Consider the following 23197-nt stretch of genomic DNA (forward strand, 5'->3'; position numbering starts at 1 on the left):
CATGTTTGGCAAACTCAGCTGGGCAGCTATTCCCTTCGACCAACCGATCCCACTGTTCACGGCCGCCCTGGTGGGTGTGGTGATTGTCGGCGTCCTCGCATGGGTGACGCTGAAGGGCTGGCTTCCGTATCTTTGGCACGACTGGATCACCAGCGTGGACCACAAGCGGATCGGGATCATGTACATCTTGCTCGCGATGGTGATGCTGCTGCGCGGCTTCGCCGATGCGATCATGATGCGGTCGCAACAGGCGCTGGCATTCCGCTCCGAAGGATACCTGCCACCCGAGCACTACGACCAGATTTTCTCCGCTCACGGCACGCTGATGATCTTCTTCGTCGCAATGCCCTTCGTGATCGGGTTGATGAACTTCGTCATGCCGCTGCAGCTTGGGATCCGGGACGTGGCGTTCCCGACGCTCAACTCGGTCAGCTTTTGGCTCACCGCTGCCGGCGCGTTGCTCGTCAATATTTCGCTGGTCGTGGGCGAGTTCGCGCGCACCGGGTGGCTGCCGTATCCCCCTTTGTCGGAGATGGCCTACTCGCCCGGCGTCGGTGTCGACTATTATCTCTGGTCGCTCCAGATTTCCGGCGTGGGAACCTTGCTGACCGGCGTTAACTTTGTCACGACGGTCCTGAAGATTCGTGCACCCGGCATGGCCTTGATGCGGATGCCGATGTTCTGCTGGACGACGCTCGCCTCCAACCTGCTGATCGTCGCGGCATTTCCCATCCTGACGGCGACTTTGGCGATGCTGCTGCTGGATCGCTACCTCGGTTTTCACTTCTTCACCAATGAAGCCGGTGGCAACGCGATGATGTTCGTGAACTTGATCTGGGCGTGGGGACATCCTGAAGTTTACATCCTGATCCTGCCCGCCTTCGGTATATTTTCGGAAGTGATCTCAACCTTTTCCGGCAAGCCGCTGTTCGGCTATCGGTCGATGGTCATGGCGACGATGGCCATTTGCGTACTTTCCTTCACCGTGTGGTTGCACCACTTCTTCACCATGGGGGCCGGCGCCGACGTCAACGCGATTTTCGGTATCGCTTCGATGATCATCGCGGTGCCTACGGGCGTAAAGGTCTTCAACTGGCTCTTCACGATGTACGGTGGCCGGGTCGTCTATTCCCAGCCGATATTGTGGTCGATCGCCTTCATGGTCACATTCGTCATCGGCGGGATGACCGGCGTCTTGCTGGCGGTGCCCCCGGCGGACTTCGTCCTGCACAACAGCCTTTTCCTTGTAGCCCATTTCCACAACGTCATCATCGGAGGCGTGCTCTTCGGTGCCTTCGCCGGCTACACCTATTGGTTTCCGAAAGCCTTCGGCTTCCGGCTGCACGAAGGGCTTGGCAAAGCGTCGTTCTGGTGCTGGATCGTGGGCTTCTACGTCGCCTTCATGCCGCTTTATGTCGTGGGCCTCATGGGTATGACGCGGCGCATGCAGCACTACGATGTCCCCGAATGGCGTCCCTGGCTGCTGATCGCCGCCGGCGGCGCGGCGATCATCCTGGCCGGAATAGTCCTGCAGATCGCGCAACTCGCCATCAGCATTCGCCGGCGTGAGGAACTTCGCGACAGGACCGGCGATCCCTGGAATGGACGCTCCCTCGAATGGGCGACACCTTCTCCGCCACCTGCCTTCAATCTCGCGATGCTCCCGAGCGTCGAGGGCGACGAGGCTTACTGGGGCATGAAGCAGCGTGCGCGCCAGCAGGTCGGGTTGGGCGAGGACCCCCCTTATGTGGACATCGAGATGCCGAGGAACAGTCCGACAGGGTTCATCTGCGCCTTCTTCGCCAGCTTCATGGGATTCGCGCTGATCTGGCATATCTGGTGGATCGTGGCCTTGGCTGCAGTGGGCGCGTTCGCAACCTTCGTTGTCTTCGCCTGGCGCGATGAAGTCGACTATGTAATTCCGGCCGACACCGTCGCGCGCATCGATCGGGCCAACCGAACCGCGCGCGGCGAGACGCTCGCCCTATCGGGGACGGCGTCATGAGCGCGTTCGACGCGGCCGGCGGCCAGGACGTCCCGAACCGCGTCGAGCGGGCCTACGGCTCGCCGGGTCTCCAGCACACCGCGAAGCATGCGGCCGATGCGCTGGCGTCGAAGCGCATCATCGCAGGCTACGGCTTCTGGATTTTCCTGCTGAGCGACATCGTCATGTTCTCCGCCTTCTTCGCGACCTACGCGGTGCTGGTTGACGCGACGGCCGGCGGGCCGAGCGGGCGGCAACTGTTCAACCTCGGCAATGTCGGCATCGAGACGGCCTGCCTTCTCCTGTCGAGCTTTGCCTGTGGCCTCGCAAGCGTCGGCGCCCGGATGCGCAACGGATTCTGGTTCTATGGCGCGATGGCCGCAACCTTCATATTGGGGGCTACATTCCTTGGCATCGAGATCCGAGAGTTCACGGGCATGATTGCACTCGGGGCAGGCCCGACGCGGAGCGCGTTCCTGTCGGCTTTCTTCACACTGGTCGGCTGCCATGGCCTGCATGTGACCATCGGCTTGTTATGGCTGCTTACGATGATGGCGCAGGTGTTCGCCAAGGGCTACCGGGCCGACATTCTCCGGCGCCTGCTTTGCTTCAGCCTGTTCTGGCACGCTCTTGATATCATTTGGGTCGGATTGTTCACCATGGTGTATTTGATGGCAGTAACGCAATGAGCCACCCTGAGCTGGAAGAAGACCCGCATTACGCCGACACCGCGCCGGGTGACGAGAGCCTCGACGGATACGAGGCTGCCGAAGAAATCAGGACTTACCTGGTCGGGCTAGGGCTCGCGACGCTGCTTACCCTGGTGTCTTTCTTTATCTCGCGCACGATGCTGGTTTGGGAACCGAGCATTCCTGTCGCACTGGCCGTCCTGGCGATCGCGCAGATGGGCGTTCACCTCGTCTTTTTCCTCCACATCACCACCGGCCCCGACAACGTCAACAACGTCTTGGCGCTTGCCTTTGGTGTGTTGATCGTTCTGCTGGTCATCGTCGGTTCGCTCTGGATCATGGCGCATATGAACCACAACATGATGCCCATGGATCAGATCATCCAGATGCAAAGCTGATCCCAAGCGAGGCCAACGGCCAGCGCAGCCAGCTTGAGGTGCCCTCCCGATCCGCCGTGATTCTTGACGATCGAGCGGTTCGGGGAAACCATCCTCGATCTGTACAGGGCCGCGCTCGGCATGGTGTAAGATTAACCGGCCCAACACGGTTGCCGGAGATACGGTTCGAACCATGAGCGAATTCGACTTCGGCGCGCGCCGCGCCTCTGAATTCCGCCAGCGCGGCTTCTGGACGCTGTTCGAGGAACGCCATCCGGAGGAAAAGGCTCTGCTGGCGAGGCGCGGACCCTGGTTCTGGCAGCGCGGGCTGCCCGACTTCGCGTTGGTCCTTTCCATGTATGTCGCGCCGGCGCAGAACCATGTCGGCGTCTTCTTCGGGCGCAACGAGAAGTTCGGCGCCACGGGAGCCTGGTCGCGGTTGAAGCCGTTCCAGCCGGCGATCGAGGCAAGATTGAATCTGCGGCCGGAACAGCAGTCCCCGGGGCTCGGCATCAATTCGCTGTGGCGGGTGAACTGCTTTGCCGAGGACAACTGGCCGGCGATGGCCGACTGGCTGGTGACGGAAGCCTCGCGCATCGAGCGGGCTGTCGAAGAGGTTCTGGCGGATCGCGACGTCGCAGGAGCATGAACTCGCGCCTGCCGGCCGCTGACCGCGACGAAGCGTGTTTGCGATCAGTTCGGCTTCGTGTCGCGGCCGATCTCGTCCAGATGGTGCTGGAGCGTCATATGGTCGAGTGTGTCCACCGGCAGATTGACGAACAGCGAGATGCGATTGTTGAGCATGCGATAGGCATCGGCGAAGGCGAGGTGCACCTCGGCGTCGGTGCCGACGGCCTTCGCCGGGTCCGGTATCGCCCACAGTGCCGTCATGGGATGGCCGGGCCATATGGGACAGGATTCGTTCGTGGTGTTGTCGCAGACGGTGAAGACGAAATTCATTTCCGGCGCGTCGGGCGCGGCGAATTCGTCCCAGCTTTTCGAACGGGCGAAGCTGGTGTCGAAGTTGAGGGTTTCGAGCAGATGCAGCGCGTCGGGATTGACCGTGCCCTTCGGTTGCGAGCCGGCGGAAAAGGCCTTGAACCTGCCGGTGCCAATCCGGTTGAGGATGGCTTCCCCCATGATGGATCGCGCCGAATTGGCGTTGCACAGAAACAGCACGTTGTAAAACTTATCGCTCATCTCAAGACCTCCCCGGCAGGCGACTGGATGATCGGGCGACAAATTCCCTCAGGAGGTCACCGCTCGGCAAAGTATACCGAAAAGCAGCGGCGTAGAAAGGTTTCGCGACCGGTTGATGATATCTGGTCAGGTCATATGTCCGTCATCGCCCGGCGCTGACGGTGTGTTGCGTTTGACATCCCTGCCGCCGCCGAAGAGAAGTTGCGCTGATGAATGCTTCAAAGCTTCCCGAAAACGAAACCGACACGGCAAGCCGGGGGTTTTTTCGCGCACGCTGGCAAGGCCGGGTGCCGCTCGATCGGCTGTTCTGGCACGACCTCGTCCTTGTCGGCACCGCGATCAACGTCGCATCGTCGGTGGCAGCGATCATCCTGCTCGGACTGAAGCTGCCGCTCGCGCTGGTTCTGGCGGTGCATTTCGCGCCGGTGCCCTACAACATCTTTCTGACCTTTGCCGTATGGCGAACCACGGAAAAGGCCAAGGGCGCCAGGGCCTCGCTGATGACGCTTGGCGCCATATTGTGGCTGATCCTGGTGGTCGTGGTCTGACGCGACGGCGCCTGTCGCGTTCGCCGGGCTTCTTGCCGAGCAATGAAAAGGGCGGCCGCGGCCGCCCTTCCGTTCATCCAGCTATCGAGCTTCGGCTTAAGCCGCAGGCTCGAATTTCAGCGCCACGCCGTTGATGCAATAGCGCAGGCCGGTCGGCGGCGGGCCGTCCTCGAAGACATGGCCGAGATGGCTGCCGCAGCGGGCGCAATGGCATTCGGTGCGGACCATGCCGTAGCTGCGATCGACGGTGTTCTCGACCGAGCCGGGCACCGGGTCGTTGAAGCTCGGCCAGCCGGTGCCGCTCTCGAACTTCAGCTTGGATTCGAACAGCGGCTGGTCGCAGCCGACGCAGGAAAACGTGCCGGCGCGCTTCTCATAGAGCAGGGCGCAGCTTCCCGGCCGCTCGGTGCCGTGGCCGCGCATGACGGCATATTGCTCCGGCGTCAGCCGGGCGCGCCATTCGGCGTCGGTGCGGGTAACGGGGTAGGTGTGGGTGTCCATCTGATCTCCTCAGCCTTGCCGGCTCGTTGTTGATTGCAACCTCATATTCGCGGCAACATAGGCATTTGTTACACCCCTGCCCAGTATCGGGGCACTCCTGACGGGCAATCATTTCAGGTCTCGGATCGGCCGCGACCTTCTTCCAAACGCCGACTTCGGCGATTTGCGATCGCCAAAACCTGTCATTGGACTCAAGCAATTGCCCGGCATCCCCTGACGCTCAATGCTTCCTCGAAAGCTGCTTGGTCGCGGCCTCCAGTCCGGCAAGAGTCAGCGGGAACATACGGCCGCCAAAGATGTCGCGGATCATGGTGGTCGAGTGGGTAAAGCCCCAGTTCTTCTGGCTCTCGGGGTTCAGCCACACCGCGTTCGGCCATTGCTGCAGCAGGCGGACGAGCCAGACGGCTCCGGCCTCCGGGTTCCAATGTTCGACCGAGCCGCCGGGGTGCGCGATCTCGTAAGGGCTCATCGAGGCATCACCGACGACGATCACCTTGTAGTCCGGCCCGTATTTATGAAGCAGATCGAAGGTCGGGATCGTCTCGGCATGACGACGGCGATTGTCTTTCCACACACCCTCATAGAGGCAATTGTGGAAATAAAAGTATTCGAGCTGGCGGAATTCGGCGCGGGCGGCCGAAAACAATTCCTCGACGCTTTTGATGTGGTCGTCCATCGAGCCGCCGACATCGAAGAACATCAAGAGCTTCACCGCGTTGCGCCGTTCGGGCCGGGTCCGCACGTCGAGATAGCCGTGCTCGGCGGTGGCGTGGATGGTGCCGGGCAGGTCGAATTCCTCCTCGGCGCCTTCGCGCACCCAGCGGCGCAGGCGCTTCAGCGCGATCTTGATGTTGCGGGTGCCGAGTTCGACGGCATCGTCGAAATTCCTGAATTCGCGCTTGTCCCAGACTTTGACGGCGCGGTGGTTGCGGCTTTCGTGCTGGCCAATGCGCACGCCTTCGGGATTGTAGCCATAGGCGCCGAACGGCGAGGTGCCGCCGGTGCCGATCCATTTCGAACCGCCCTGATGGCGGCCTTTCTGCTCCTCCAGCCGCTGCTTCAAGGTCTCCATCAGCTTGTCGAAACCGCCGAGCGCCTCGACCAGCTTTTTCTCCTCGTCGGTCAGATGCTTCTCGGCGAGGCGGCGCAGCCATTCCTCGGGAATATTGGCGACGTCGACGGCATCCGGCCCGCCCAGCGCCTCAACGCCCCTGAAGACATGCGCGAACACCTGGTCGAAGCGGTCGATGTGGCGCTCGTCCTTCACCAGTGCCGCACGCGCGAGGTAATAAAAACCCTCGACGTCGTAGTCGACCAAACCGGCCTCCAGCCCCTCCAGCAGCGACAGATATTCCCGCAGCGAAACGGGAACGCGTGCTGCCTTCAGTTCGAGGAAGAAGGGGATGAACATGGCGGGCCGGGTCAACCTATAGGATGGGGAAGCACACGGAACCAATGGCGGGCCGATAAAATTGGAAAGTCGGCCAGGTCTTTGCGGCCGAGCCGCAGAAGCTCTCGCAATAAAGTGCCGCTGTCTCGGTTATGGTTGCGGTAGAGTGCAGCCAGTTCGTTCAGGTTGACAAGTGTTTTTGCAACCTCGTCAGTCATGTTGTCACCAATTGCTTTTGCGACGGCAGATACCGAACCGGCCAGTTCGCCGAAATGTTCCGGAGTGCAAAGGATCGTCTCAATGTGTTCAAGCTCATGAAGCTCATAGTTTAGCTGCGCGCACAGGCCGTCCAGATGGGCATATTGGTAGCGTGGATGAGTTGGGTCCAGCAGAAATGCAACCTCCCTGCCATCGACTCGACCGGACAGGTTGTAGAAGCCATACACCCACGCCTCAGGATTGGTCGGTTCCCGCTCCTGCCATTCGCGCCAGAGCGGCCCAGTCAGCCGTCGAGATATTTGCTCAGGAAACTGCCAATTGTCGGGCGCTGGCCAGTGGTCCCAGTACTCCTCAATTGCGCCAACGAGATGCCGCACTACCGAAAGGCGAACTTCAAACGGGGCGTATGCTGTCTGCTCGATAAAGGCATCGAGTTGAGTAAAGGATTGTTTTCTCAGCCCACGCTCTCGCAGTTCCAGATATGCGATGTAGCTGGCATAGAGTGGCGCGAATTCACTTTGCTGCAAGACAACGCGAACGCGCTCCAGCGCTTCAAACCGGTCGGCATTCCAAGTCAGCTTTGCGCGCTGCGCGGCCGATTTCATTACAGCAGATCATACTCGATGAAACCGGTCCGGCGCGCGACATGATCGTAGAGCTTGCGCGCGGTGGCATTGGTCTCGTGCGTCATCCAGTAGACGTTCTTGACCCCGATCTTTTCCGCCGCCTCTTTCACCGCCTTGATCAAGGCCGCACCGATGCCCTTGCCGCGCACTTCAGGGTCGGCGAACAGGTCCTGCAGGTAGCAGTTGTTCTGCTCCGCCCAGCAGGAGCGGTGATAGAGATAGTGGGTGAGGCCGACAGCCTTGCCATCGAGGGTGGCGATGAAACCCTTCGGCTCGAACTCACCCGCCGTGAACAGCCGCTTCCAGGTGACGGCATAGACTTCTTCCGGCAGCCTGGTTTCGTAGAAGGTCAGGTAGTCGGTCCACAGCCGCCGCCATTCGGCGTGGTCGGATTGCGCCAGGGGGCGGACGGCGATCTCTGTCATTTCGGTTCCTCCGAGGGTTCTGTTCGAAGCTGCCCACCTGTTCGGCTGACGGCAACGGTCCACGGCCAGGGAAAGCGCTACCCCTGCCGCCTCGCTATGAAGGCCAGCCGCTCGAACAGATGCACGTCCTGCTCGTTCTTCAGCAATGCGCCATGCAGCTTGGGCAGCGCGTTCTTCGGGTCGGCGCGCAGGTCTTCCGGCGCGATATCGTCGGCGACCAGCAGCCTTATCCAGTCGAGCGCCTCGGAGGTCGACGGCTTCTTCTTCAGCCCCGGCACCTCGCGGATCTCGTAGAACCGGGTCAGCGCCGCCCGCACCAGGTTCTGCTTGATGCCTGGATAGTGCACGTCGACTATTCTGTGCAGGGTGTCGACGTCGGGAAAGCGGATGTAGTGGAAGAAGCAGCGGCGCAGGAAGGCGTCCGGCAGCTCCTTCTCGTTGTTGGAGGTGATGATGACGATCGGCCTGACCGCGGCGCGGATCGTTTCGCCGGTCTCGTAGACGAAGAACTCCATTCGATCGAGTTCCTGCAACAGATCGTTGGGGAACTCGATATCGGCCTTGTCGATCTCGTCGATCAGAAGCACGACCTTCTTGGCCGTGGCGAATGCTTCCCAAAGCTTGCCGCGCTTGATGTAGTTCCTGATGTCGTTGAACCTGATATCGCCGAGCTGGCTGTCGCGCAGCCGTGAGACGGCGTCGTACTCGTAAAGACCCTGCTGGGCTCGCGTCGTCGATTTCACGTGCCATTCGATGAGGTCGAGACCGAGTGCGGCGGCCACCTGCCTGGCGAGTTCGGTCTTACCGGTGCCGGGCTCGCCCTTGACCAGCAAGGGCCGCTCCAGCGCGATCGCCGCGTTGACCGCCACCATCAGATCCTTGTCGGCGACATAGGCCGCCGTGCCTTCGAAACGCATTTTTGCTCCCTGGAGCGGTTCACCGTTTCACGGAAACGTCGATCCGCTCAATCTCTTTGTTTTGACGCAATTCCGGACGGAAAACCGTTTCACACTTTTCCTGGAATTGCTCTTGGTTGGTCATGACGACCGTAAGGACGCTGGCCTGCCTGTGCAAGGGTGGCTTGTCGGCAGCGGCGAGGGCGTGAACCCGACACGGGAAAGAATGCCCGTCTCACTGGCGCTTGGTCGACCGGCGGCCTATATTGGCGATGACGGTCTGCGCTTCCCGGCAGGAGAACATTTTCCCCGGGGCCTTAACGATCCTTAGGGAGCTGTCCCTGGGAAGACCCGTGGGTTTTCTCACACGGCGCCCACCTACTTTGTAGGTTCCCGGGATCGCTCTCTCCACCGGTTGTGTGGATCGTCACTTTTTTCAAGGCATGCATGTATTTCGGCGGATGATGCGGTAGAAAACGTCGCTCCTAAAACTCTATCCAAATCCGATCTTTTCTATCGTCTGCGCATGACATCCTCGAAACACCTGAAAAAGCAGCTTCGCCTCGAGGCACTCGGGCGCCGCGACGCGCTCGATGAATTCTGGCGGGTGGAGATCGCGCTCGAAATGGCCGAGACGGCGCGCGATCACCTCGCTGTCGAGCCGGGCCAGATCGTTTCCGGCTTCTGGCCGATGCGTTCGGAAGTCGACGTCCGGCCGCTGATGTTCGCCCTGCGCGAGAAGGGAGCCAGGCTTTGCCTGCCGGCGATCCTCGACAAGACCACCATCGTCTTTCGCGAGCTGGTGCGGGGCGCGCCGATGGTCGAGATGGGCTTCGGCACGGTCGGCCCGCATGAGGAAGCCGAGGTGCTCGACCCTTCGTTGATGTTGGTGCCGCTCGCCGCCTTCGACGCGCGCGGTCATCGTATCGGCTACGGCGCCGGCTATTACGACCGCGCCATCGCCAGGCTGATCGACAAGGGGCAGACGCCCCGATTGATCGGCATCGCCTTCGACTGCCAGGAGGTGGCACTGGTGCCGGATGAAGACCACGACGTCATCATCTCGGAAATACTCACCGAGAGCGGGTTGCGCCGCTTCGCGCCAAAATTGTAGATAGCACAATGGACGCATGATCTTTTCACAGACGTCATGCAGCTTTTGCTTCGCTGACCTTCGGTGCAGGATCATATGAGACTTCTCTTCCTCGGCGACATGGTGGGAAAAACGGGACGCACGGCAGTGTGGGAACAGCTGCCGGGGCTGATCTCCGATTTCAAACTCGATTTCGTCATCGTCAATGGCGAGAACGCCGCCGGCGGCTTCGGCATCACCGAAGAGATCTTTCGCGAGACGATTGCGGCCGGCGCCGACGTCGTCACCACCGGCAACCATGTCTGGGACCAGCGCGACGCACTGGCCTTCGCGCCGCGCGAAGAGCGTTTTCTGCGCCCCTCCAATTTCCCCAAGGGCACGCCCGGGCGCGGCTCCGGTGTCTACATCGCCAGGACCGGCGCGCGCGTGCTGGTCGCCAACATCATGGGCCGGGTGTTCATGCATCCCGAACTGGACGATCCGTTCCAGGCCGGCGAACGCGAACTGGCCGCCTGTCCGCTCGGCGAGCAGGCGGATGCGGTGATCATCGACTTTCACGCCGAGGCGACGTCGGAAAAGATGTGCTTCGCGCATTTCGTCGATGGCCGCGCCAGTCTCGTCGTCGGCACCCACACGCACCAGCCGACCGGCGACCACCAGATCCTCAATGGCGGCACCGGTTACATCTCCGATGCCGGCATGTGCGGCGACTATGATTCCTCGCTCGGCATGGACAAGGAGGAACCGCTCAACCGGTTCCTTTCGAAAGTGCCGAAAGGGCGCTTCGAGGCAGCGACCGGACCGGCGACATTGTGCGGCGTCGGCGTCGACATTTCCGACCGCACCGGGCTGACCGAGAGGATCGCGCCGTTTCGTCGCGGCCCGCGACTGGAGGAAACCGCGCCCTCCTTCTGGTCGTGACATTGATATGGACGCAAGCAGTACCTAATTGCCGGCGACACTGCTCTAGATCGTAGAGGGGACGACCTCCATGCAGCTCATCGAATTCCTGGCGCCGCATTTTCACTTCGTGTCCGATCCAACCGCCTGGGTCGCGCTGCTGACGCTGGTGGTGCTGGAGATCGTGCTCGGCATCGACAATCTGATCTTCATCTCGATCCTGACCAACAAACTGCCGGAAGCGCAAAGGGCCCGCGCCCGCCGGCTTGGCATCTCGGCGGCGCTGATCATGCGGCTGGTGCTGCTGGCCACCATTTCGGTCATCGTCCAGCTGACGACACCGGTGTTCACGGCTTTCGGCCACGGCTTTTCCTGGCGCGACCTGATCCTGATCGCCGGCGGCCTGTTCCTGGTGTGGAAGGCGACCAAGGAAATCCACCACACGGTCGATCATGACGACCACCAGGACACGATGCTGGGCGAGACGCTGCAGATCAGCCTTGCCGGCGCGATCTTCCAGATCCTGCTGCTCGACCTCGTCTTCTCCATCGATTCGATCATCACCGCCGTCGGCATGACCGACGAGATCGCCATCATGTACGTTGCCGTGATCGTCGCGGTGAGCGTGATGATGCTGGCGGCCGGACCGCTGGCGAATTTCATCGCCAGGAACCCGACCATCGTCATGCTGGCGCTGGGCTTCCTGCTGATGATCGGCATGACGCTGATCGCCGACGGCATGGGCTATCACGTGCCCAAGGGCTACATCTACGCCGCGATGGGTTTTTCGGCCCTGGTCGAAGGGCTCAACATGCTGGCGCGGCAGCGCAGGAAGGCGAAGTCCGGCGGCGGGCACTGAGTATGAACAGGAAAGACCTTAGCCCGGATCAGCGCGAACCAGCTTGCAAGCTTGGCTGATTTGCCTGACAGGGGAATTGGTACTTCCGACATTCCGGAAGGTCCGGTCGAGAATTGGATACATGCCAACCGGGGCATCCGTGCTGGTCGCCGGTAGGAAAGCGGCGATCCTGAGCATCTGCGCCGCATACACGGTGCGGCTGGACGAATTGAGCCGATTTATCTATAAGCCGGCCATTCCGACAGAGAACGCCGTGCTTCCACGAGTTGCACCTGGGACGCTCTGAAATTTTGAATTCGAGCATTGCGGAAGACGAGGCGAGATCACCTCGCTTCGGGATGCTCTAGCCGAGAAGACGACAGGGGTGCCATGGCTGGCCATTCACAGTTCAAGAACATCATGCACCGCAAGGGCCGCCAGGATGCGGTGCGGTCGAAAATGTTTTCCAAGCTGGCGCGCGAAATCACCGTTGCCGCCAAGAGCGGGACGCCCGACCCATCGATGAACCCGCGCCTGCGCCTGGCCGTGCAGAATGCCAAGGCGGTGTCGATGCCGAAGGACAACATCCAGCGCGCCATCAACAAGGCGTCGATGGGCGATGCCGAAAACTACGAAGCCGTGCGCTATGAGGGCTATGGCCCCGGTGGCGTCGCCGTCATCGTCGAAGCCCTGACCGACAACCGCAACCGTTCGGCCTCGAACGTGCGCGCCGCTTTCACCAAGGCCGGCGGGGCGATGGGCGAAACCGGCTCGGTGTCGTTCATGTGGGATCGTGCCGGCGAGATCTATTATCCGGCATCGGCCGGCAGCGCCGACAAGGTCATGGATGCGGCGATCGAAGCCGGCGCCGACGACGTGGAATCCGATGAGGAAGGCCACACGATCTACTGCGCTTTCGAGAATCTCGGCGAAGTGTCGAAGGCGCTGGAAGCCTCGCTCGGTGAAGCTGAATCGGTGAAGCCGATCTGGAAGCCGCAGAACAGTGTTCCGGTCGACGAGGATCGCGCACAGTCGCTGATGAAGCTGGTCGCGACGCTCGAGGATGACGATGACGTGCAGAGCGTCTACGCCAACTTCGAAGTCGATGACGAGACCATGGCCAAGCTCAGCGCGGCATGAGCGGAGCTCAGCCAGGCATGAGCGGAGCTCAGCCAGAGACATGAGCGAAGCTCAGTCTGACATGAGCCGAGCCCGGCCAGAGACATCAGCGGAGCTCAGTCTGACATGAGCGAAAAAACGCTTCCCGCCATCCGCATCACCTATTGCACGCAGTGCCAGTGGCTGCTGCGTGCCGGCTGGATGGCGCAGGAGCTGCTGTCGACCTTCGGCACCGATCTTGGCGAAGTGACGCTGGTGCCCGGCACCGGCGGCATCTTCACCATTTCCTGCAACGACGTCCTGGTCTGGGACCGCAAGCGCGACGGCGGCTTTCCGGAAGCGGCAAAACTCAAGCAGCTGGTCCGCGATGTCATCGATCCGGATCGCGATCTCGGCCATTCCGATCGCAAGGGCCATAAATCAAAAGACCCCGCCTGAGCGGGGTCTTTTGCTTTTCGCAGAACGCTTCTCTCTTTGTCTTGACGCAAATCCGGACGGCTACACACTTTTTCTGGAGTTGCTTAGAGCAATGAGAGAATGAAGCAGGCCATCGCGATGATGGCGGTGATGGTGCGGACGTGGTTCCACATCACCCATTGGCTCAGATGGTTCGCCCACACGGCGGCGCCGTTGCTGCTGGCCGGATCGACGGCGGCGAGCGCATCGTTGAGCGGCACGTTGAAGACCATGGTCACGATCGGGTTGCCGATCAGATAGATCACCGCGCCGGCAAGCAACCAGTACGAGCCGGACTGGCTCCAGCCCATGATGGCCGTGGCGATAAGCACCAGACAGAGCAGGCCGGTACCGAAAAGCGCCGTCATGAAGGTCGGGGTGATCACCGTGATGTTGATCGAATTCATCGCCGCGATGCCGCTAGGGACGGGCAGTCGGGCAAGCGCCGCCATGACAAAGTTGGAAAAGGCGAAGAACACGCCGCCGACGACGCCCGAGCCGATTGCGGCAATGACGGTTAGGGTGGGAAGAAGCTTGATCATGTCAGTTGCTCCAGATGCCGGTTGCGGCGGTTGCGGTTGCATAGGCGAAAAAGTCCCTTGGCTGGCGGCCGAGCACGCGCTGGACGCCATCGGTGAGTGACTCGTTGCGGCCGTCGAGCACTTCGGTGAACAGCTCGTTGAGCAGCCAGGCGAATTCGGCCGGCAGCTCATGCGCCCCGACAGCGGCGGTAAACTCTTCATGCGAGATCCTGACAAAGCGGATGTCGCGGCCGGCGGCCTTGCCGATCTCGGCGACTGCGTCGGCGAAGCTCAGCAGCCGCGGCCCGGTCAGTGCATAGAGCTGGCCGACATGCCCTGGCTCGGTCAGCACGGCAAAGGCGGCGTCGGCGATGTCGTCGGCATCGACAAAGGGTTCGCCGACATTGCCGACCGGCAGCGCCACCTCGCCCTCCAGCAGTGGCTCGACGAGGAAGCCTTCGCTGAAGTTCTGCGAGAACCAGGCGCAGCGCAGGATCGTCCAGTCGGCGCCAGAAGCCTTCACCATCTCTTCGGCACGTTGGGCTTCCGCCTCGCCACGCCCCGACAGCAGCACCAGCCGGGTGATGCCGTTTTGCACGGCAAGCCTGGCGAAGGCGCCGATCACCTCGGCGGCACCCGGCACGGCGAGATCAGGATAGTAGCTGATGTAGACGGCGCTGACGCCGTGCATGGCCGGGCCCCAGGTCGCGCGGACTTCCCAGTCGAAGCGCGGGGTGCCCGAGCGCGAGCCGATGCGCACCGGCAGGCCCTGCGCCGTCAGCCGCTCGGCAAGGCGGCGGCCGGTCTTGCCGGTGCCGCCGAGGATCAGGATGGGTTTTGGTGTTGTGTCGTTCATAGCTGTTTTCCTCTGTTTAAAAACATGAGTAATCCTCACATTTGCAAAACGTGATAAACCCTCGTATTTTGTGAGTCAAGCGAATTTGTTGGCATTGGAGACAGCCATGGAAGACACCGCCGCGCCGATTTCCCCCCAGGAGCAGATTGCTTCGCCGCGCCGGGCGCCAAGCCAGCAGCGCAGCCGCGAGCGGGTCGAACGCATGCTGGCCGCTGCCTCGGCGCTGATCGCCGAGCAAGGCAGCGACGCCATGCGCATGGGTGAAGTGGCGGAGCGGGCAGGGGTGTCGATCGGCTCGCTCTACCAGTTCTTTCCGGACAAGCGGGCGATCATCTGGGCGCTGGCCGAGCGCTACACCGCCGAAAGCCAGGCCTGCATTTCGGCGGCACTCGCCGACGTCGGCGACGCCGAAGGCCTGCGACGGGCGTTTTCGGAGCTGGTCGATATCTACTACGGGCTGTTCCTGGCCGAGCCGGTGATGCGCGACATCTGGTCAGGCACGCAGGCCGACAAGGCGCTGCGCCAGCTCGAACTCGCCGACAGCCGGGCCAATGCCGAATTCCTCACCGCGGTGCTGAAGCGGTTGCGGCCGGCTGCCGATCCGGCGGCGCTGGAAACCACGGCGTTTCTGGTCTGGCAGATGGGCGAGGCCGCCGTGCGGCTGGCGATCTCGGTCGACAGGCAGGAGGGCGACAGGCTGGTCGCCGCCTACAAGCGGATGGCGCTGCGGGAATTGTTGGACGGGTAGGGCTAGCGGCCGAGATAACTCCGGAGCATTTCCGCGCGCTCGTCCTCCGTGCACATCACCATTCGGGCAAGGCCGAGCATACCGCGATGGAGCGCGACAACAGCCAAGGCACAGGTCACGCTGGTTTGGTCAGTCTGAGTTTCCAGATCCCGCAAAGCCAATTTAAAGAGCGTCTGCCAAGCGGCTTTGTAGTGCGGTTCGATCCAATCCGGGATCGGCGGGTTTCGGTTGTCGAACAATCGCGCTTCCTCGATGGTCGCGGCCAGACCGTAGGCTCCCCAATTTGCTGGGACATGTTCTGTGGAGATGCTGATGATTTCCGGGATCGCCGCGTAAGACGCGTCACCTACATCGCCCTGGTGATGCAATTCGTTCCAGAGTTCGTCCCAGACAGCCTTGTCATCGTAACGGAGAGCCAGCGCTCGCAAGGCCGGTCGTGGATCATAGACAACCTTGTATCCACCCTTGAGGCCGGACCATCGTGCATCGTCGAACTTCAGCATGTTGCCTCCCTCTCGCCAGCAATGTTGACCCTCGTGCTGTGAGTTATCCGCAGTCAACAAAAAACCCGCCTCGAAGGCGGGTTTTCCGATCTGCGAAAAAGGTCGTCGGGCTTAGAGGCCGAAACCTTCGAAACGCTTCTTGAACTTCGACAGGCGGCCGCCGCGATCGAGCAGGGTCTGCTGGCCGCCGGTCCAGGCCGGATGGGTGGTCGGGTCGATATCGAGGTTCATCGTATCGCCTTCCTTGCCCCAGGTCGAACGGGTCATGTATTCGGTGCCGTCGGTCATGACGACCTTGATGGTGTGGTAATCGGGATGGATGTCGGTCTTCATGGTTCGGTTCCTGGCTTGCCGGCGCCGCCGACGGGCATAAGCCTGCGTCGATGCGCCCCTTTTTAAAACTCGAAGCCACAGCTATTGAGGAGCCACGGCTTCTAAAACGGTCGGCGAGCCTATACATCAGCCGGAATTGAATCACAAGGCCGCGGCAAGTGCATATTGAGGCGCATGGCCCAAGCCGGCTAGAGGAAACGTGAGAATGGCGCAACCCAGCAGCGCAGACGAGCGCCGGCGCTCGCTCAAGCCGCTCAGGCGCCTGTTCCCGTACATCAGGCATTATCGCACGCTGGTCGTCGGCGCGCTCATTTCGCTGGTCATCGCCGCGGCAACGACGCTGGCGCTGCCGCTGGCCGTGCGGCGCATGATCGATCATGGTTTCTCGTCGGCCAACACCATCTTCATCGCCGAATATTTCGCCGCCCTGGTGGCGATGGCCGCGGTGCTGGCGGCGGCATCGGCCGGCCGCTACTATTTCGTCATCACGCTCGGCGAGCGCGTCGTCGCCGATATCAGGCGCGACGTCTTCGCTCACGTGACGACGCTGTCGCCTTCCTTCTTCGACACCGCCCAGTCGGGCGAGATCGTGTCGCGGCTCGCCGCCGACACGACGCAGGTCAAGTCGGCGGTCGGGGCGACGGCTTCGGTGGCGCTGCGCAACGTCATCCTTGGTTTCGGCGCGGTGGGGATGATGGTCATCACCAGCCCGAAATTGTCGGGCCTGGTCATTGCGGCCATTCCGGTCATCGTGCTGCCGCTGGTCGCCTTCGGCCGCTCGGTGCGGCGCAAGTCGCGGCAGGCGCAGGATACGCTCGCCGATGCCACCGCCTATGCCAGCGAGCAGATCGGCGCGGTGCGCACCTTGCAGGCCTTCACCAATGAGAAGCTGGTCACCGGGCATTTCTCCGGCGCAGTGGAAGCCGCTTTCGAGGCGGCGCGGGCCTCGATCTTCGCGCGCTCCTTCCTCACCTTCTTTGCCATTTTCACGATCTTCTCGTCCGTCGTGGCAGTGCTGTGGTTCGGCTCGCGCGACGTGCTCGACGGCAATCTGTCGCCGGGCACGCTTGGTCAGTTCCTGCTCTATTCGGTGTTTGCCGCCGGCGCGCTCGGCGCACTGTCGGAAGTGTGGGGCGAACTTGCGCAAGCCGCGGGCGCCGCCGAACGGCTGACCGAGATCCTGGCCGAGAAGCCGGCGATCCAGGCGCCAGCCGATCCGAAGCCGCTGCCGGCAGTCGCCAAGGGCGCGATCGTCTTCGATGACGTCTCCTTCTCCTACCCGGCCAGGCCCGACCGCGCTGCCGTGCACGGTTTGAGCTTTCAGGTCATGCCCGGCGAGACGGTGGCGATCGTCGGCCCGTCAGGGGCCGGCAAGAGCACGGTCTTTTCGCTGATCCTGCGTTTCTATGATCCCGAAACCGGCAAGATCGTGATCGATGGCGTCGACGTGCGCGAGGCCGATCCCATCTCGGTTCGCGAGCGCATCGCCATCGTGCCGCAGGACGTCACCATCTTCGCGGCGAGCGCGCGCGACAATATCGGCTTTGGCCGGCCGGGCGCCAGCGAGGCCGAGATCGAAACGGCGGCGAGGGACGCGCTGGCCGACGAATTCATCCTCAAGCTCGAAAAGGGCTATGACAGCCAGGTCGGCGAGCGCGGCGTGACGCTGTCCGGCGGCCAGCGCCAGCGCGTGGCGATCGCTCGCGCCATCCTGCGCGACGCGCCGATCCTGCTGCTCGACGAGGCGACTTCGGCGCTCGACGCCGAAAGCGAGACACTGGTGCAGATGGCGCTGGAACGGCTGATGCAGGGCCGCACCACCATCGTCATCGCCCACCGGCTGGCAACGGTGCTGAAGGCCGACAGGATCCTGGTCATGGATGGCGGCAGCATCGTCGAGGAAGGCACGCATCAGAGCCTCGTCGCCAAGGGCGGCATCTATGCGCGGCTGGCCAAGCTGCAGTTCGAACCCGGCGCCAGCGCCTTCAGGGGTGCGGCGGAGTAGCCGGAGACATCCACACGCTGAAGTGCCGACCGCCCTACGCGGCTCCGTATCGCTGCTTCAGATGGTTCACGAAATAGCTGGCGTCGAGCCTTTCGCCGGTGGCGCGTTCGAGCAGATCCGGCGTCGACCAGCGCGATCCCTGCGACCAGATCTTTTCGCGGCGCCAGGCGTTGATGGACTCGAAATTGCCTTTGGCAAGATCGTCATCGGCGGCAGGATGCTCGCGCGTCAACGCCGCCCATTGCTGCGCCGCCATCATCGCGCCCAGCGTGTAGGAGGGGAAGTAGCCGAAAGCGGCGCCCGGCCAATGCACGTCCTGCATCGGCCCGTCGGCCGGATTGTCAATGGTGGAGAGGCCGAGATAGTCGCGCATCTTGGCGTCCCAGGCTTCCGGCAGATCGGCCACCTCCAGCCGCCCCGATACAAGTTCCTGCTCCAACTCGTAGCGCAGGATGACATGCAGCGGGTAGGTCACCTCGTCGGCGTCGACACGGATCAGGCCGCGTTCAACGCGATGCACATGCGGCAGGATGTCGTCGAGCGACCAGGCCTCGCCGAGATGCTTTTCGACCACCGGCAGCGCCCAGCGCCAGAAGGCCGGGTTGCGGCCGAGCTGCTTTTCGACGAACAGGCTCTGGCTTTCATGCACGGCCATGCCGCGCGCCTTGCCAAGCGGCCAGTGCGACCATACCTTCGGCAGGTTCTGTTCGTACAGCGCATGGCCGGTTTCGTGCAGCACGCCCATCAATGCCGACAGGAAATCGGAGGTCTTGTAGCGGGTGGTAATGCGCACGTCGCTTGGCACGCCGCCGCAGAAGGGGTGGTGCGACACCGACAGCGACCCGTGCGTCAGGTCGAAGCCGACCGACGTCATCATGGCAAGGCCGAGCTCACGCTGCCGGTCGATCGCATAGGTGCCCGAAAGCGGCTTCAGCGGGCGCTTGCGCAGCCGCGCTTCCTGTATCGCCAGCGCCTCCGGCACGAAACCCCTGAGGAAAGCCTTCAGGTCGGTGAAGACAGGCGTGATGTCGGCGGCGCGGTTGCCGGGGTCGTATTGCTCCATCAGCGCGTCATAGGGGGCGAGACCGAGCACGTCGGCACGCAGCGCCGCCTCTTCGCGCACCAGCGCCACCACGCCCTCCAGCGCCGGCAGGAAGCCCGCCCAGTCGTTCTTGGCGCGCAGGTCGCGCCACAGTTGCTCGCAACGCATGCGCGCGGTCGTCTGACGTTCGACGAATTCGACCGGCAGGCAGGTCAGATTGGTGTACTGCCGCCGCAGTTCGGCGACGGCGGCCCGTGGCTCTTCACTCAACGCCTCCTGATCGGCCGCGGCGATCCAGTCGGCGATCTCCGGTGCCGTTGCCCTGGTGTGATACATGCCTGCCAGTGCCGACATAGCCTCGGCGCGCTTCTCGCCGCCGCCGACCGCCATGTGGGTGGCCTCGTCGGCGCCGAGGATGGCGAGAGCATGCTCGAGCGCTTCGAGCTTGTGGCCGAGATCATCGAGTTTGTGAAAGGACATGGCGGCTTCCGTGATTGAGGACGGCGCGAAAAGATACCAACGCAAGGACGTTTGCAACCCTGCGGCCCTGTGCGGCGGCAGCATCTTGCGCAGGTGAGGTCACGCGTGAAATGCTACCGGCGACACATGAAGGGGGAACGCAATGATCGGCAACATCCTGGTCGGGCTGGTGGCTTTGATCCATGTCTACATCGTCTATCTCGAGATGGTGCTGTGGGACACGCCGAACGGGCACAAGGCGTTCAATCTGACGCCCGAATTCGCCAGCGCCTCGAAGGTGCTCGCCGCCAATCAGGGCCTCTACAACGGCTTCCTCGCCGCCGGACTGATCTGGGGGCTTTACCTTGGCGCTGCCGGTTTTCAGGTCAAGGTTTTCTTCCTGTTGTGCGTGGCCATTGCCGGCCTCTATGGCGCGGCAACGGTCGGTCGCAAGATCCTGTTCATCCAGACCGTGCCGGCGGTGGTTGCCCTGATTGCGGTCTGGCTTGGTTGGTAGGAATTGGGGCTGGCAGGAAATTGGGCTGGTAGGAAAAGGGACGCCGACGGGATTGGGGTCCCGAAGGCGCCAGCGATCATGCGCAAAATCAAAGCTGCAGGGCCGTCGGCGCAGCCATAGGGATGCGCCGCACGGAATGGCCTGTCAGCCGTTCGGATAGTTTCCGCCGTCGGCGCCATCGCCCATCAGGAAACCAGTCCCGGTATCGACCCTCAGACTCTGGTCGACATTGTCGAGACGGCGCAGCAGGTCATGGTATTGCGCGGCCGGTATCCTGCCGTGATCCGATGCCGCTATCTTCTCGGCCGCCTGACCGATGCGGGCGGCCCGCATTTCCAGACGTTCGGCCACGGCCGGCGTGATGTTGTTGGCTCGTCTTGCGTCGACGATGCCCTGGTGGACGCCCTGAACCTGTTCGATCAGACCCTTGACGCGCGGGCCCGCAAGGTCGCTCGGGTCGGAGGCGTCGAGAGCGCCCTTGTGATGGCCCGCGGCATAGGCGCCGGCGAGGGGAACGGCGATGAGGACCGCCGTGAGTGTTGCAGTTCTAAGCGAGGTGCTGGGGGTAAAAGAGCGCATCTTCGGGTCTCCTCCTGAAGAGGAAGGTGGCGGCTGTCTCGCCTGCCTTCCGGCCGAGGGCCGTCCGGTTCCGTCGCGTCGCGATGGCGGGGCACCGCCGGCGGTTCTCGGCCCAGGCGGGAAGCTAGGACCGCACTGCGACGATGTGTAATTAAAAAAAGATAATCTTTTCAGGCCTTGCCGGCCTCGCCCTGCGCCCTACAGTTGAGCCGGCGAACAATTTCGCGTGATGCCTCGTGATGATGGATCAACGTTCGGTGAGCTTCAGTTCAATGCGGCGATTCTTGTTGCGTGCCTCCTCGGTGTCGGCGGGATCGAGCGGCTGGAATTCTCCGAACCCGGCGGCGACCAGCCGGTTGGCCGGTACGCCGTTCTCGATCAGGAACTTCACCACCGAGGTCGAACGCGCCGTCGACAGCTCCCAGTTGTCGCGGTAGCGGCCGGTGCCGGAAAGCGGCTTGTTGTCGGTATGGCCGTCGACGCGCAGCACCCAGTTGATCTCCGGCGGGATTTCCTTCTGCAGCTCGATGATGGCGTCGGCGAGTTTCTTCATCTCGACCTTGCCGGCATCGTTGATCACCTCGGAGCCGGTCGGGAACAGCACTTCGGACTGGAAGACGAAGCGGTCGCCGACGATGCGGATGTTCTCGCGGTCAGCGAGGATCTCGCGCAGGCGGCCGAAGAAGTCGGAGCGGTAGCGGTTCAATTCCTGGACGCGTTGCGCAAGGGCGACGTTCAGGCGGCGGCCGAGATCGGCGATCTTGGTGTTGGAATCACGGTCGCGGGTTTCGGAGACGTTGAGCGCATCCTCGAGCGCGCCGATCTGCTTGCGCAGTGCGGCGATCTGCTGGTTGAGGATCTCGACCTGGCTCAGCGCCTGCTGACTGATCTGGCGCTGGCTGTCGAGTTCGCCCGAAAGTGCCACGGCACGCTGGTTGGCGGCGTCGCCGGCGCCAGCACCTTGCGCCAGCAATTGTTCGAGCCGGCTCTTTTCGGCTTCCGCCGCAGACAGCGATGCCTGCAGATTGGCAAGCGAATCTTCCTTGTCCTGCGTCGTCGAGCGCTCCAGCGCCAGAAGCTGGGTCAGTTCGTTGATCTGCGAATTGAGGCGCGAGAGCACGGCATCCTTGCCGGAGATTTCGCGACCGAGCAGGAACTGCGCCAGCACGAAAACCGTGAGCAGGAACATGATCGCCAGAAGCAGCGTCGACAGCGCGTCGACGAAGCCCGGCCAGTAATCGATGCGGCGATCGGTGCGCCGCCCACGTGCCAGCGCCACGTCAATGCACTCCGGGCTTCTTCAGGGCGTCGGCGATCTTTTCCAGCGTGTTGCGCATCGCCTTCTGCTCGTCGGACTGGGCCTCGACCCAGTCGCGCATGATTTGCTGCTCCGAGCGCATGTTCTTGACTAGGCCGGAAATGCCGTCGGCGAGATTGGCCATGGCGGTGGCGACGCGCGGATTGGAGCCGCCGCCATTCTCCTGCATGCTGCGCAGCCTTTCCGACAAAACCCGGATCTCATCCGAGGATTCCGTCTTGGCCGGGTCGGAGACGACGATGTCGGACGACAGATCGGTGACCGAAGACAGCCAGTTTTCCAGTTCGGTGTAGAAGCGCGTCTGGGCGCGGCCGGCCTGCAGGTCGAGGAAGCCGAGCACCAGCGAGCCCGACAGGCCGAACAGCGAGGACGAGAAGGCCGTGCCCATGCCGGCCAGCGGCGCCGAAAGCCCTTGCTTCAGCGAATCGAGCACCGCGGCGGCATCACCCGTGCCTGGATCGAGCGATTCGATGGTCTCGCGGATCGAGGCGATGGTGTTCAACAGACCCCAGAAGGTGCCGAGCAGGCCGAGGAACACCAGCAGGCCGACGAGATAGCGTGAGGTGTCGCGGCTTTCGTCGAGGCGTGTGGCGATGGAATCGAGCATGGTGCGCATCGAACTGGTCGAGAAGGCCGTCGCCGAGGAGCGGCCGATCATCGCCTTCATCGGCGCCAGCAGCACCGGTTCGGTGGTCTCCGAGCCGGCACGGAAGGAGTTGACCCAGCGCACTTCGCGAAACAGCCGTCCGACCTGGGCGAAGGCCAAGAGGATGCCGACCACCAGAACGCCGATGATCAGGCCGTTGAGGCCGGGATTGCTGCCAAAGGCGGTCGAGATCTGGCGGGTCAGGATGGCGGCGATGAAGGCGACGATGACCAGGAAGATCACCATGGTCAGCAGGAAGACCTGCGGGCTCGACAGTTTGTGCGGATCGTAGATCAGGACATCAGAACGTCTGCCCATGCCGAAGGATCTGAGAAAAGCCATCCGTGCCCCGTTTCCGATGCCGCCGCCGATCACGTAGACCGCGACTCTAAACGGAATTGTGACCAAA

General features: G+C 62.5%; 27 protein-coding genes and 1 other RNA gene. 14 read left to right on the forward strand and 14 right to left on the reverse strand.

The genetic code is table 11. From position 1 onward, the window contains the following. The first annotated feature begins 1 nt into the window (after nucleotide 1). The 4 genes from cyoB to ACFSQT_RS25445 all read left to right on the forward strand — a co-directional run bounded on the left by cyoB (nucleotide 2) and on the right by ACFSQT_RS25445 (nucleotide 3699). Nucleotides 2-2005 carry a cytochrome o ubiquinol oxidase subunit I gene (gene cyoB / locus ACFSQT_RS25430; RefSeq protein WP_379023310.1) on the forward strand — a complete coding sequence of 668 codons (2004 nt, stop codon included), beginning with the start codon at nucleotides 2-4 and terminating at the stop codon, nucleotides 2003-2005. Next, nucleotides 2002-2673, forward strand: coding sequence for a cytochrome (ubi)quinol oxidase subunit III (locus ACFSQT_RS25435; protein WP_379023312.1), 672 nt, complete (start codon nucleotides 2002-2004; stop codon nucleotides 2671-2673). The genes cyoB and ACFSQT_RS25435 overlap by 4 nt, the downstream gene beginning before the upstream one ends. Next, nucleotides 2670-3071, forward strand: coding sequence for a cytochrome o ubiquinol oxidase subunit IV (cyoD, locus tag ACFSQT_RS25440; RefSeq protein ID WP_379023314.1), 402 nt, complete (start codon nucleotides 2670-2672; stop codon nucleotides 3069-3071). The genes ACFSQT_RS25435 and cyoD overlap by 4 nt, the downstream gene beginning before the upstream one ends. A gap of 172 nt (nucleotides 3072-3243) precedes the next feature. Next, nucleotides 3244-3699: a hypothetical protein gene (locus ACFSQT_RS25445; RefSeq protein ID WP_379023316.1), complete on the forward strand. Its 456-nt coding sequence runs from the start codon at nucleotides 3244-3246 to the stop codon at nucleotides 3697-3699. Between the two features lie 44 nt (nucleotides 3700-3743). On the opposite strand, the gene ACFSQT_RS25450 is transcribed toward ACFSQT_RS25445, so the two are convergent. Beyond that, complete coding sequence (locus tag ACFSQT_RS25450) at nucleotides 3744-4250, reverse strand: arsenate reductase ArsC (RefSeq protein WP_379023318.1); 507 nt, start codon at nucleotides 4248-4250, stop codon at nucleotides 3744-3746. Between the two features lie 209 nt (nucleotides 4251-4459). On the opposite strand from ACFSQT_RS25450, the gene ACFSQT_RS25455 reads away from it, so the two are divergent. Then, on the forward strand, nucleotides 4460-4798 hold the full coding sequence (locus tag ACFSQT_RS25455; RefSeq protein ID WP_379023320.1) for a hypothetical protein: 339 nt from the start codon (nucleotides 4460-4462) through the stop codon (nucleotides 4796-4798). 96 nt (nucleotides 4799-4894) lie between these two features. On the opposite strand, the gene msrB is transcribed toward ACFSQT_RS25455, so the two are convergent. From msrB to ACFSQT_RS25480, 5 genes are all read right to left on the reverse strand, one after another. Next, on the reverse strand, nucleotides 4895-5299 hold the full coding sequence (msrB, locus tag ACFSQT_RS25460; RefSeq protein ID WP_013529102.1) for a peptide-methionine (R)-S-oxide reductase MsrB: 405 nt from the start codon (nucleotides 5297-5299) through the stop codon (nucleotides 4895-4897). Nucleotides 5300-5519: 220 nt separating this feature from the next. Then, nucleotides 5520-6710, reverse strand: a complete 1191-nt coding sequence (locus tag ACFSQT_RS25465) for a vWA domain-containing protein (protein ID WP_379023322.1) — start codon at nucleotides 6708-6710, stop codon at nucleotides 5520-5522. 11 nt (nucleotides 6711-6721) lie between these two features. Continuing rightward, a complete protein-coding gene (locus ACFSQT_RS25470) occupies nucleotides 6722-7513 on the reverse strand; it encodes a hypothetical protein (RefSeq protein ID WP_379023324.1) in 792 nt (263 codons plus the stop codon). Beyond that, a complete protein-coding gene (locus tag ACFSQT_RS25475; protein ID WP_379023326.1) occupies nucleotides 7513-7959 on the reverse strand; it encodes a GNAT family N-acetyltransferase in 447 nt (148 codons plus the stop codon). Before ACFSQT_RS25475 ends, ACFSQT_RS25470 begins: the two co-directional genes overlap by 1 nt. A 77-nt stretch (nucleotides 7960-8036) precedes the next feature. Further along, nucleotides 8037-8876 carry an AAA family ATPase gene (locus ACFSQT_RS25480; RefSeq protein WP_379023328.1) on the reverse strand — a complete coding sequence of 280 codons (840 nt, stop codon included), beginning with the start codon at nucleotides 8874-8876 and terminating at the stop codon, nucleotides 8037-8039. A 253-nt stretch (nucleotides 8877-9129) separates the two neighbouring features. On the opposite strand from ACFSQT_RS25480, the gene ssrS reads away from it, so the two are divergent. The 6 genes from ssrS to ACFSQT_RS25510 all read left to right on the forward strand — a co-directional run bounded on the left by ssrS (nucleotide 9130) and on the right by ACFSQT_RS25510 (nucleotide 13243). Next, nucleotides 9130-9285: non-coding RNA, 6S RNA (gene ssrS / locus ACFSQT_RS25485), on the forward strand. A gap of 96 nt (nucleotides 9286-9381) precedes the next feature. Continuing rightward, on the forward strand, nucleotides 9382-9969 hold the full coding sequence (locus tag ACFSQT_RS25490; RefSeq protein WP_379023330.1) for a 5-formyltetrahydrofolate cyclo-ligase: 588 nt from the start codon (nucleotides 9382-9384) through the stop codon (nucleotides 9967-9969). Nucleotides 9970-10044: 75 nt separating this feature from the next. Next, nucleotides 10045-10869, forward strand: coding sequence for a TIGR00282 family metallophosphoesterase (locus ACFSQT_RS25495; protein WP_379023332.1), 825 nt, complete (start codon nucleotides 10045-10047; stop codon nucleotides 10867-10869). Nucleotides 10870-10939: 70 nt separating this feature from the next. Then, nucleotides 10940-11707 (forward strand): TerC family protein, encoded by a 768-nt coding sequence (locus ACFSQT_RS25500; RefSeq protein ID WP_379023334.1) that lies wholly within the window; start codon nucleotides 10940-10942, stop codon nucleotides 11705-11707. Between the two features lie 369 nt (nucleotides 11708-12076). Beyond that, the gene (locus tag ACFSQT_RS25505; protein WP_184872386.1) at nucleotides 12077-12826 is read left to right on the forward strand and encodes a YebC/PmpR family DNA-binding transcriptional regulator; all 750 of its coding nucleotides are present in this window, start codon (nucleotides 12077-12079) and stop codon (nucleotides 12824-12826) included. 105 nt (nucleotides 12827-12931) lie between these two features. Beyond that, entirely contained in the window at nucleotides 12932-13243 is a 312-nt protein-coding gene (locus ACFSQT_RS25510; RefSeq protein WP_379023336.1) for an Rdx family protein, read from the forward strand. Between the two features lie 83 nt (nucleotides 13244-13326). Here ACFSQT_RS25510 and ACFSQT_RS25515 read toward each other — a convergent pair whose 3' ends face one another. Further along, nucleotides 13327-13803: an anthrone oxygenase family protein gene (locus ACFSQT_RS25515; RefSeq protein ID WP_379023338.1), complete on the reverse strand. Its 477-nt coding sequence runs from the start codon at nucleotides 13801-13803 to the stop codon at nucleotides 13327-13329. Nucleotide 13804: 1 nt separating this feature from the next. Beyond that, complete coding sequence (locus ACFSQT_RS25520) at nucleotides 13805-14638, reverse strand: NAD(P)H-binding protein (protein ID WP_379023340.1); 834 nt, start codon at nucleotides 14636-14638, stop codon at nucleotides 13805-13807. Between the two features lie 106 nt (nucleotides 14639-14744). On the opposite strand from ACFSQT_RS25520, the gene ACFSQT_RS25525 reads away from it, so the two are divergent. Next, the gene (locus ACFSQT_RS25525; RefSeq protein ID WP_379023342.1) at nucleotides 14745-15386 is read left to right on the forward strand and encodes a TetR/AcrR family transcriptional regulator; all 642 of its coding nucleotides are present in this window, start codon (nucleotides 14745-14747) and stop codon (nucleotides 15384-15386) included. A 2-nt stretch (nucleotides 15387-15388) separates the two neighbouring features. Here the strand turns inward: ACFSQT_RS25525 and ACFSQT_RS25530 are convergent, their stop codons facing one another. Then, entirely contained in the window at nucleotides 15389-15889 is a 501-nt protein-coding gene (locus ACFSQT_RS25530; RefSeq protein WP_379023344.1) for a hypothetical protein, read from the reverse strand. 111 nt (nucleotides 15890-16000) lie between these two features. Further along, a complete protein-coding gene (gene rpmE, locus ACFSQT_RS25535) occupies nucleotides 16001-16222 on the reverse strand; it encodes a 50S ribosomal protein L31 (protein ID WP_006327661.1) in 222 nt (73 codons plus the stop codon). A 205-nt stretch (nucleotides 16223-16427) separates the two neighbouring features. Here rpmE and ACFSQT_RS25540 point away from each other — a divergent pair, with 205 nt between their 5' ends. Then, nucleotides 16428-18227 (forward strand): ABC transporter transmembrane domain-containing protein, encoded by a 1800-nt coding sequence (locus ACFSQT_RS25540; RefSeq protein WP_379023346.1) that lies wholly within the window; start codon nucleotides 16428-16430, stop codon nucleotides 18225-18227. A gap of 34 nt (nucleotides 18228-18261) precedes the next feature. On the opposite strand, the gene ACFSQT_RS25545 is transcribed toward ACFSQT_RS25540, so the two are convergent. Then, the gene (locus ACFSQT_RS25545) at nucleotides 18262-19749 is read right to left on the reverse strand and encodes a carboxypeptidase M32 (RefSeq protein ID WP_379023348.1); all 1488 of its coding nucleotides are present in this window, start codon (nucleotides 19747-19749) and stop codon (nucleotides 18262-18264) included. Between the two features lie 142 nt (nucleotides 19750-19891). Here ACFSQT_RS25545 and ACFSQT_RS25550 point away from each other — a divergent pair, with 142 nt between their 5' ends. Then, nucleotides 19892-20245 (forward strand): DUF1304 domain-containing protein, encoded by a 354-nt coding sequence (locus tag ACFSQT_RS25550; protein WP_379023350.1) that lies wholly within the window; start codon nucleotides 19892-19894, stop codon nucleotides 20243-20245. A 144-nt stretch (nucleotides 20246-20389) separates the two neighbouring features. Here the strand turns inward: ACFSQT_RS25550 and ACFSQT_RS25555 are convergent, their stop codons facing one another. The 3 genes from ACFSQT_RS25555 to ACFSQT_RS25565 form a co-directional block, all read right to left on the reverse strand. After that, the gene (locus tag ACFSQT_RS25555; protein WP_379023352.1) at nucleotides 20390-20824 is read right to left on the reverse strand and encodes a hypothetical protein; all 435 of its coding nucleotides are present in this window, start codon (nucleotides 20822-20824) and stop codon (nucleotides 20390-20392) included. Nucleotides 20825-21071: 247 nt separating this feature from the next. After that, nucleotides 21072-22103, reverse strand: coding sequence for a peptidoglycan -binding protein (locus ACFSQT_RS25560; protein WP_379023354.1), 1032 nt, complete (start codon nucleotides 22101-22103; stop codon nucleotides 21072-21074). A gap of 1 nt (nucleotide 22104) precedes the next feature. Then, on the reverse strand, nucleotides 22105-23130 hold the full coding sequence (locus tag ACFSQT_RS25565; protein ID WP_379023356.1) for a MotA/TolQ/ExbB proton channel family protein: 1026 nt from the start codon (nucleotides 23128-23130) through the stop codon (nucleotides 22105-22107). Between the last annotated feature and the right edge of the window lie 67 nt (nucleotides 23131-23197).

Origin of the sequence: Mesorhizobium calcicola, from assembly GCF_042682105.1 — a bacterium.
Lineage (GTDB): Bacteria > Pseudomonadota > Alphaproteobacteria > Rhizobiales > Rhizobiaceae > Mesorhizobium > Mesorhizobium calcicola.

Bases quoted from the DNA above. Each gene is read 5' to 3' on its own strand.
- ACFSQT_RS25505 (WP_184872386.1), top strand. From the start codon at position 12,077: ATGGCTGGCCATTCACAGTTCAAGAACATCATGCACCGCAAGGGCCGC.
- ACFSQT_RS25500 (WP_379023334.1), top strand. From the start codon at position 10,940: ATGCAGCTCATCGAATTCCTGGCGCCGCATTTTCACTTCGTGTCCGAT.
- ACFSQT_RS25555 (WP_379023352.1), bottom strand. From the start codon at position 20,824: ATGCGCTCTTTTACCCCCAGCACCTCGCTTAGAACTGCAACACTCACG.
- ACFSQT_RS25490 (WP_379023330.1), top strand. From the start codon at position 9,382: ATGACATCCTCGAAACACCTGAAAAAGCAGCTTCGCCTCGAGGCACTC.
- rpmE (WP_006327661.1), bottom strand. From the start codon at position 16,222: ATGAAGACCGACATCCATCCCGATTACCACACCATCAAGGTCGTCATG.
- ACFSQT_RS25470 (WP_379023324.1), bottom strand. From the start codon at position 7,513: ATGAAATCGGCCGCGCAGCGCGCAAAGCTGACTTGGAATGCCGACCGG.
- ACFSQT_RS25540 (WP_379023346.1), top strand. From the start codon at position 16,428: ATGGCGCAACCCAGCAGCGCAGACGAGCGCCGGCGCTCGCTCAAGCCG.
- ACFSQT_RS25480 (WP_379023328.1), bottom strand. From the start codon at position 8,876: ATGCGTTTCGAAGGCACGGCGGCCTATGTCGCCGACAAGGATCTGATG.
- ACFSQT_RS25445 (WP_379023316.1), top strand. From the start codon at position 3,244: ATGAGCGAATTCGACTTCGGCGCGCGCCGCGCCTCTGAATTCCGCCAG.
- ACFSQT_RS25550 (WP_379023350.1), top strand. From the start codon at position 19,892: ATGATCGGCAACATCCTGGTCGGGCTGGTGGCTTTGATCCATGTCTAC.
- ACFSQT_RS25510 (WP_379023336.1), top strand. From the start codon at position 12,932: ATGAGCGAAAAAACGCTTCCCGCCATCCGCATCACCTATTGCACGCAG.
- ACFSQT_RS25465 (WP_379023322.1), bottom strand. From the start codon at position 6,710: ATGTTCATCCCCTTCTTCCTCGAACTGAAGGCAGCACGCGTTCCCGTT.
- ACFSQT_RS25495 (WP_379023332.1), top strand. From the start codon at position 10,045: ATGAGACTTCTCTTCCTCGGCGACATGGTGGGAAAAACGGGACGCACG.
- cyoD (WP_379023314.1), top strand. From the start codon at position 2,670: ATGAGCCACCCTGAGCTGGAAGAAGACCCGCATTACGCCGACACCGCG.
- ACFSQT_RS25565 (WP_379023356.1), bottom strand. From the start codon at position 23,130: ATGGCTTTTCTCAGATCCTTCGGCATGGGCAGACGTTCTGATGTCCTG.
- ACFSQT_RS25525 (WP_379023342.1), top strand. From the start codon at position 14,745: ATGGAAGACACCGCCGCGCCGATTTCCCCCCAGGAGCAGATTGCTTCG.
- msrB (WP_013529102.1), bottom strand. From the start codon at position 5,299: ATGGACACCCACACCTACCCCGTTACCCGCACCGACGCCGAATGGCGC.
- ACFSQT_RS25530 (WP_379023344.1), bottom strand. From the start codon at position 15,889: ATGCTGAAGTTCGACGATGCACGATGGTCCGGCCTCAAGGGTGGATAC.
- cyoB (WP_379023310.1), top strand. From the start codon at position 2: ATGTTTGGCAAACTCAGCTGGGCAGCTATTCCCTTCGACCAACCGATC.
- ACFSQT_RS25455 (WP_379023320.1), top strand. From the start codon at position 4,460: ATGAATGCTTCAAAGCTTCCCGAAAACGAAACCGACACGGCAAGCCGG.
- ACFSQT_RS25545 (WP_379023348.1), bottom strand. From the start codon at position 19,749: ATGTCCTTTCACAAACTCGATGATCTCGGCCACAAGCTCGAAGCGCTC.
- ACFSQT_RS25515 (WP_379023338.1), bottom strand. From the start codon at position 13,803: ATGATCAAGCTTCTTCCCACCCTAACCGTCATTGCCGCAATCGGCTCG.
- ACFSQT_RS25520 (WP_379023340.1), bottom strand. From the start codon at position 14,638: ATGAACGACACAACACCAAAACCCATCCTGATCCTCGGCGGCACCGGC.
- ACFSQT_RS25450 (WP_379023318.1), bottom strand. From the start codon at position 4,250: ATGAGCGATAAGTTTTACAACGTGCTGTTTCTGTGCAACGCCAATTCG.
- ACFSQT_RS25435 (WP_379023312.1), top strand. From the start codon at position 2,002: ATGAGCGCGTTCGACGCGGCCGGCGGCCAGGACGTCCCGAACCGCGTC.
- ACFSQT_RS25475 (WP_379023326.1), bottom strand. From the start codon at position 7,959: ATGACAGAGATCGCCGTCCGCCCCCTGGCGCAATCCGACCACGCCGAA.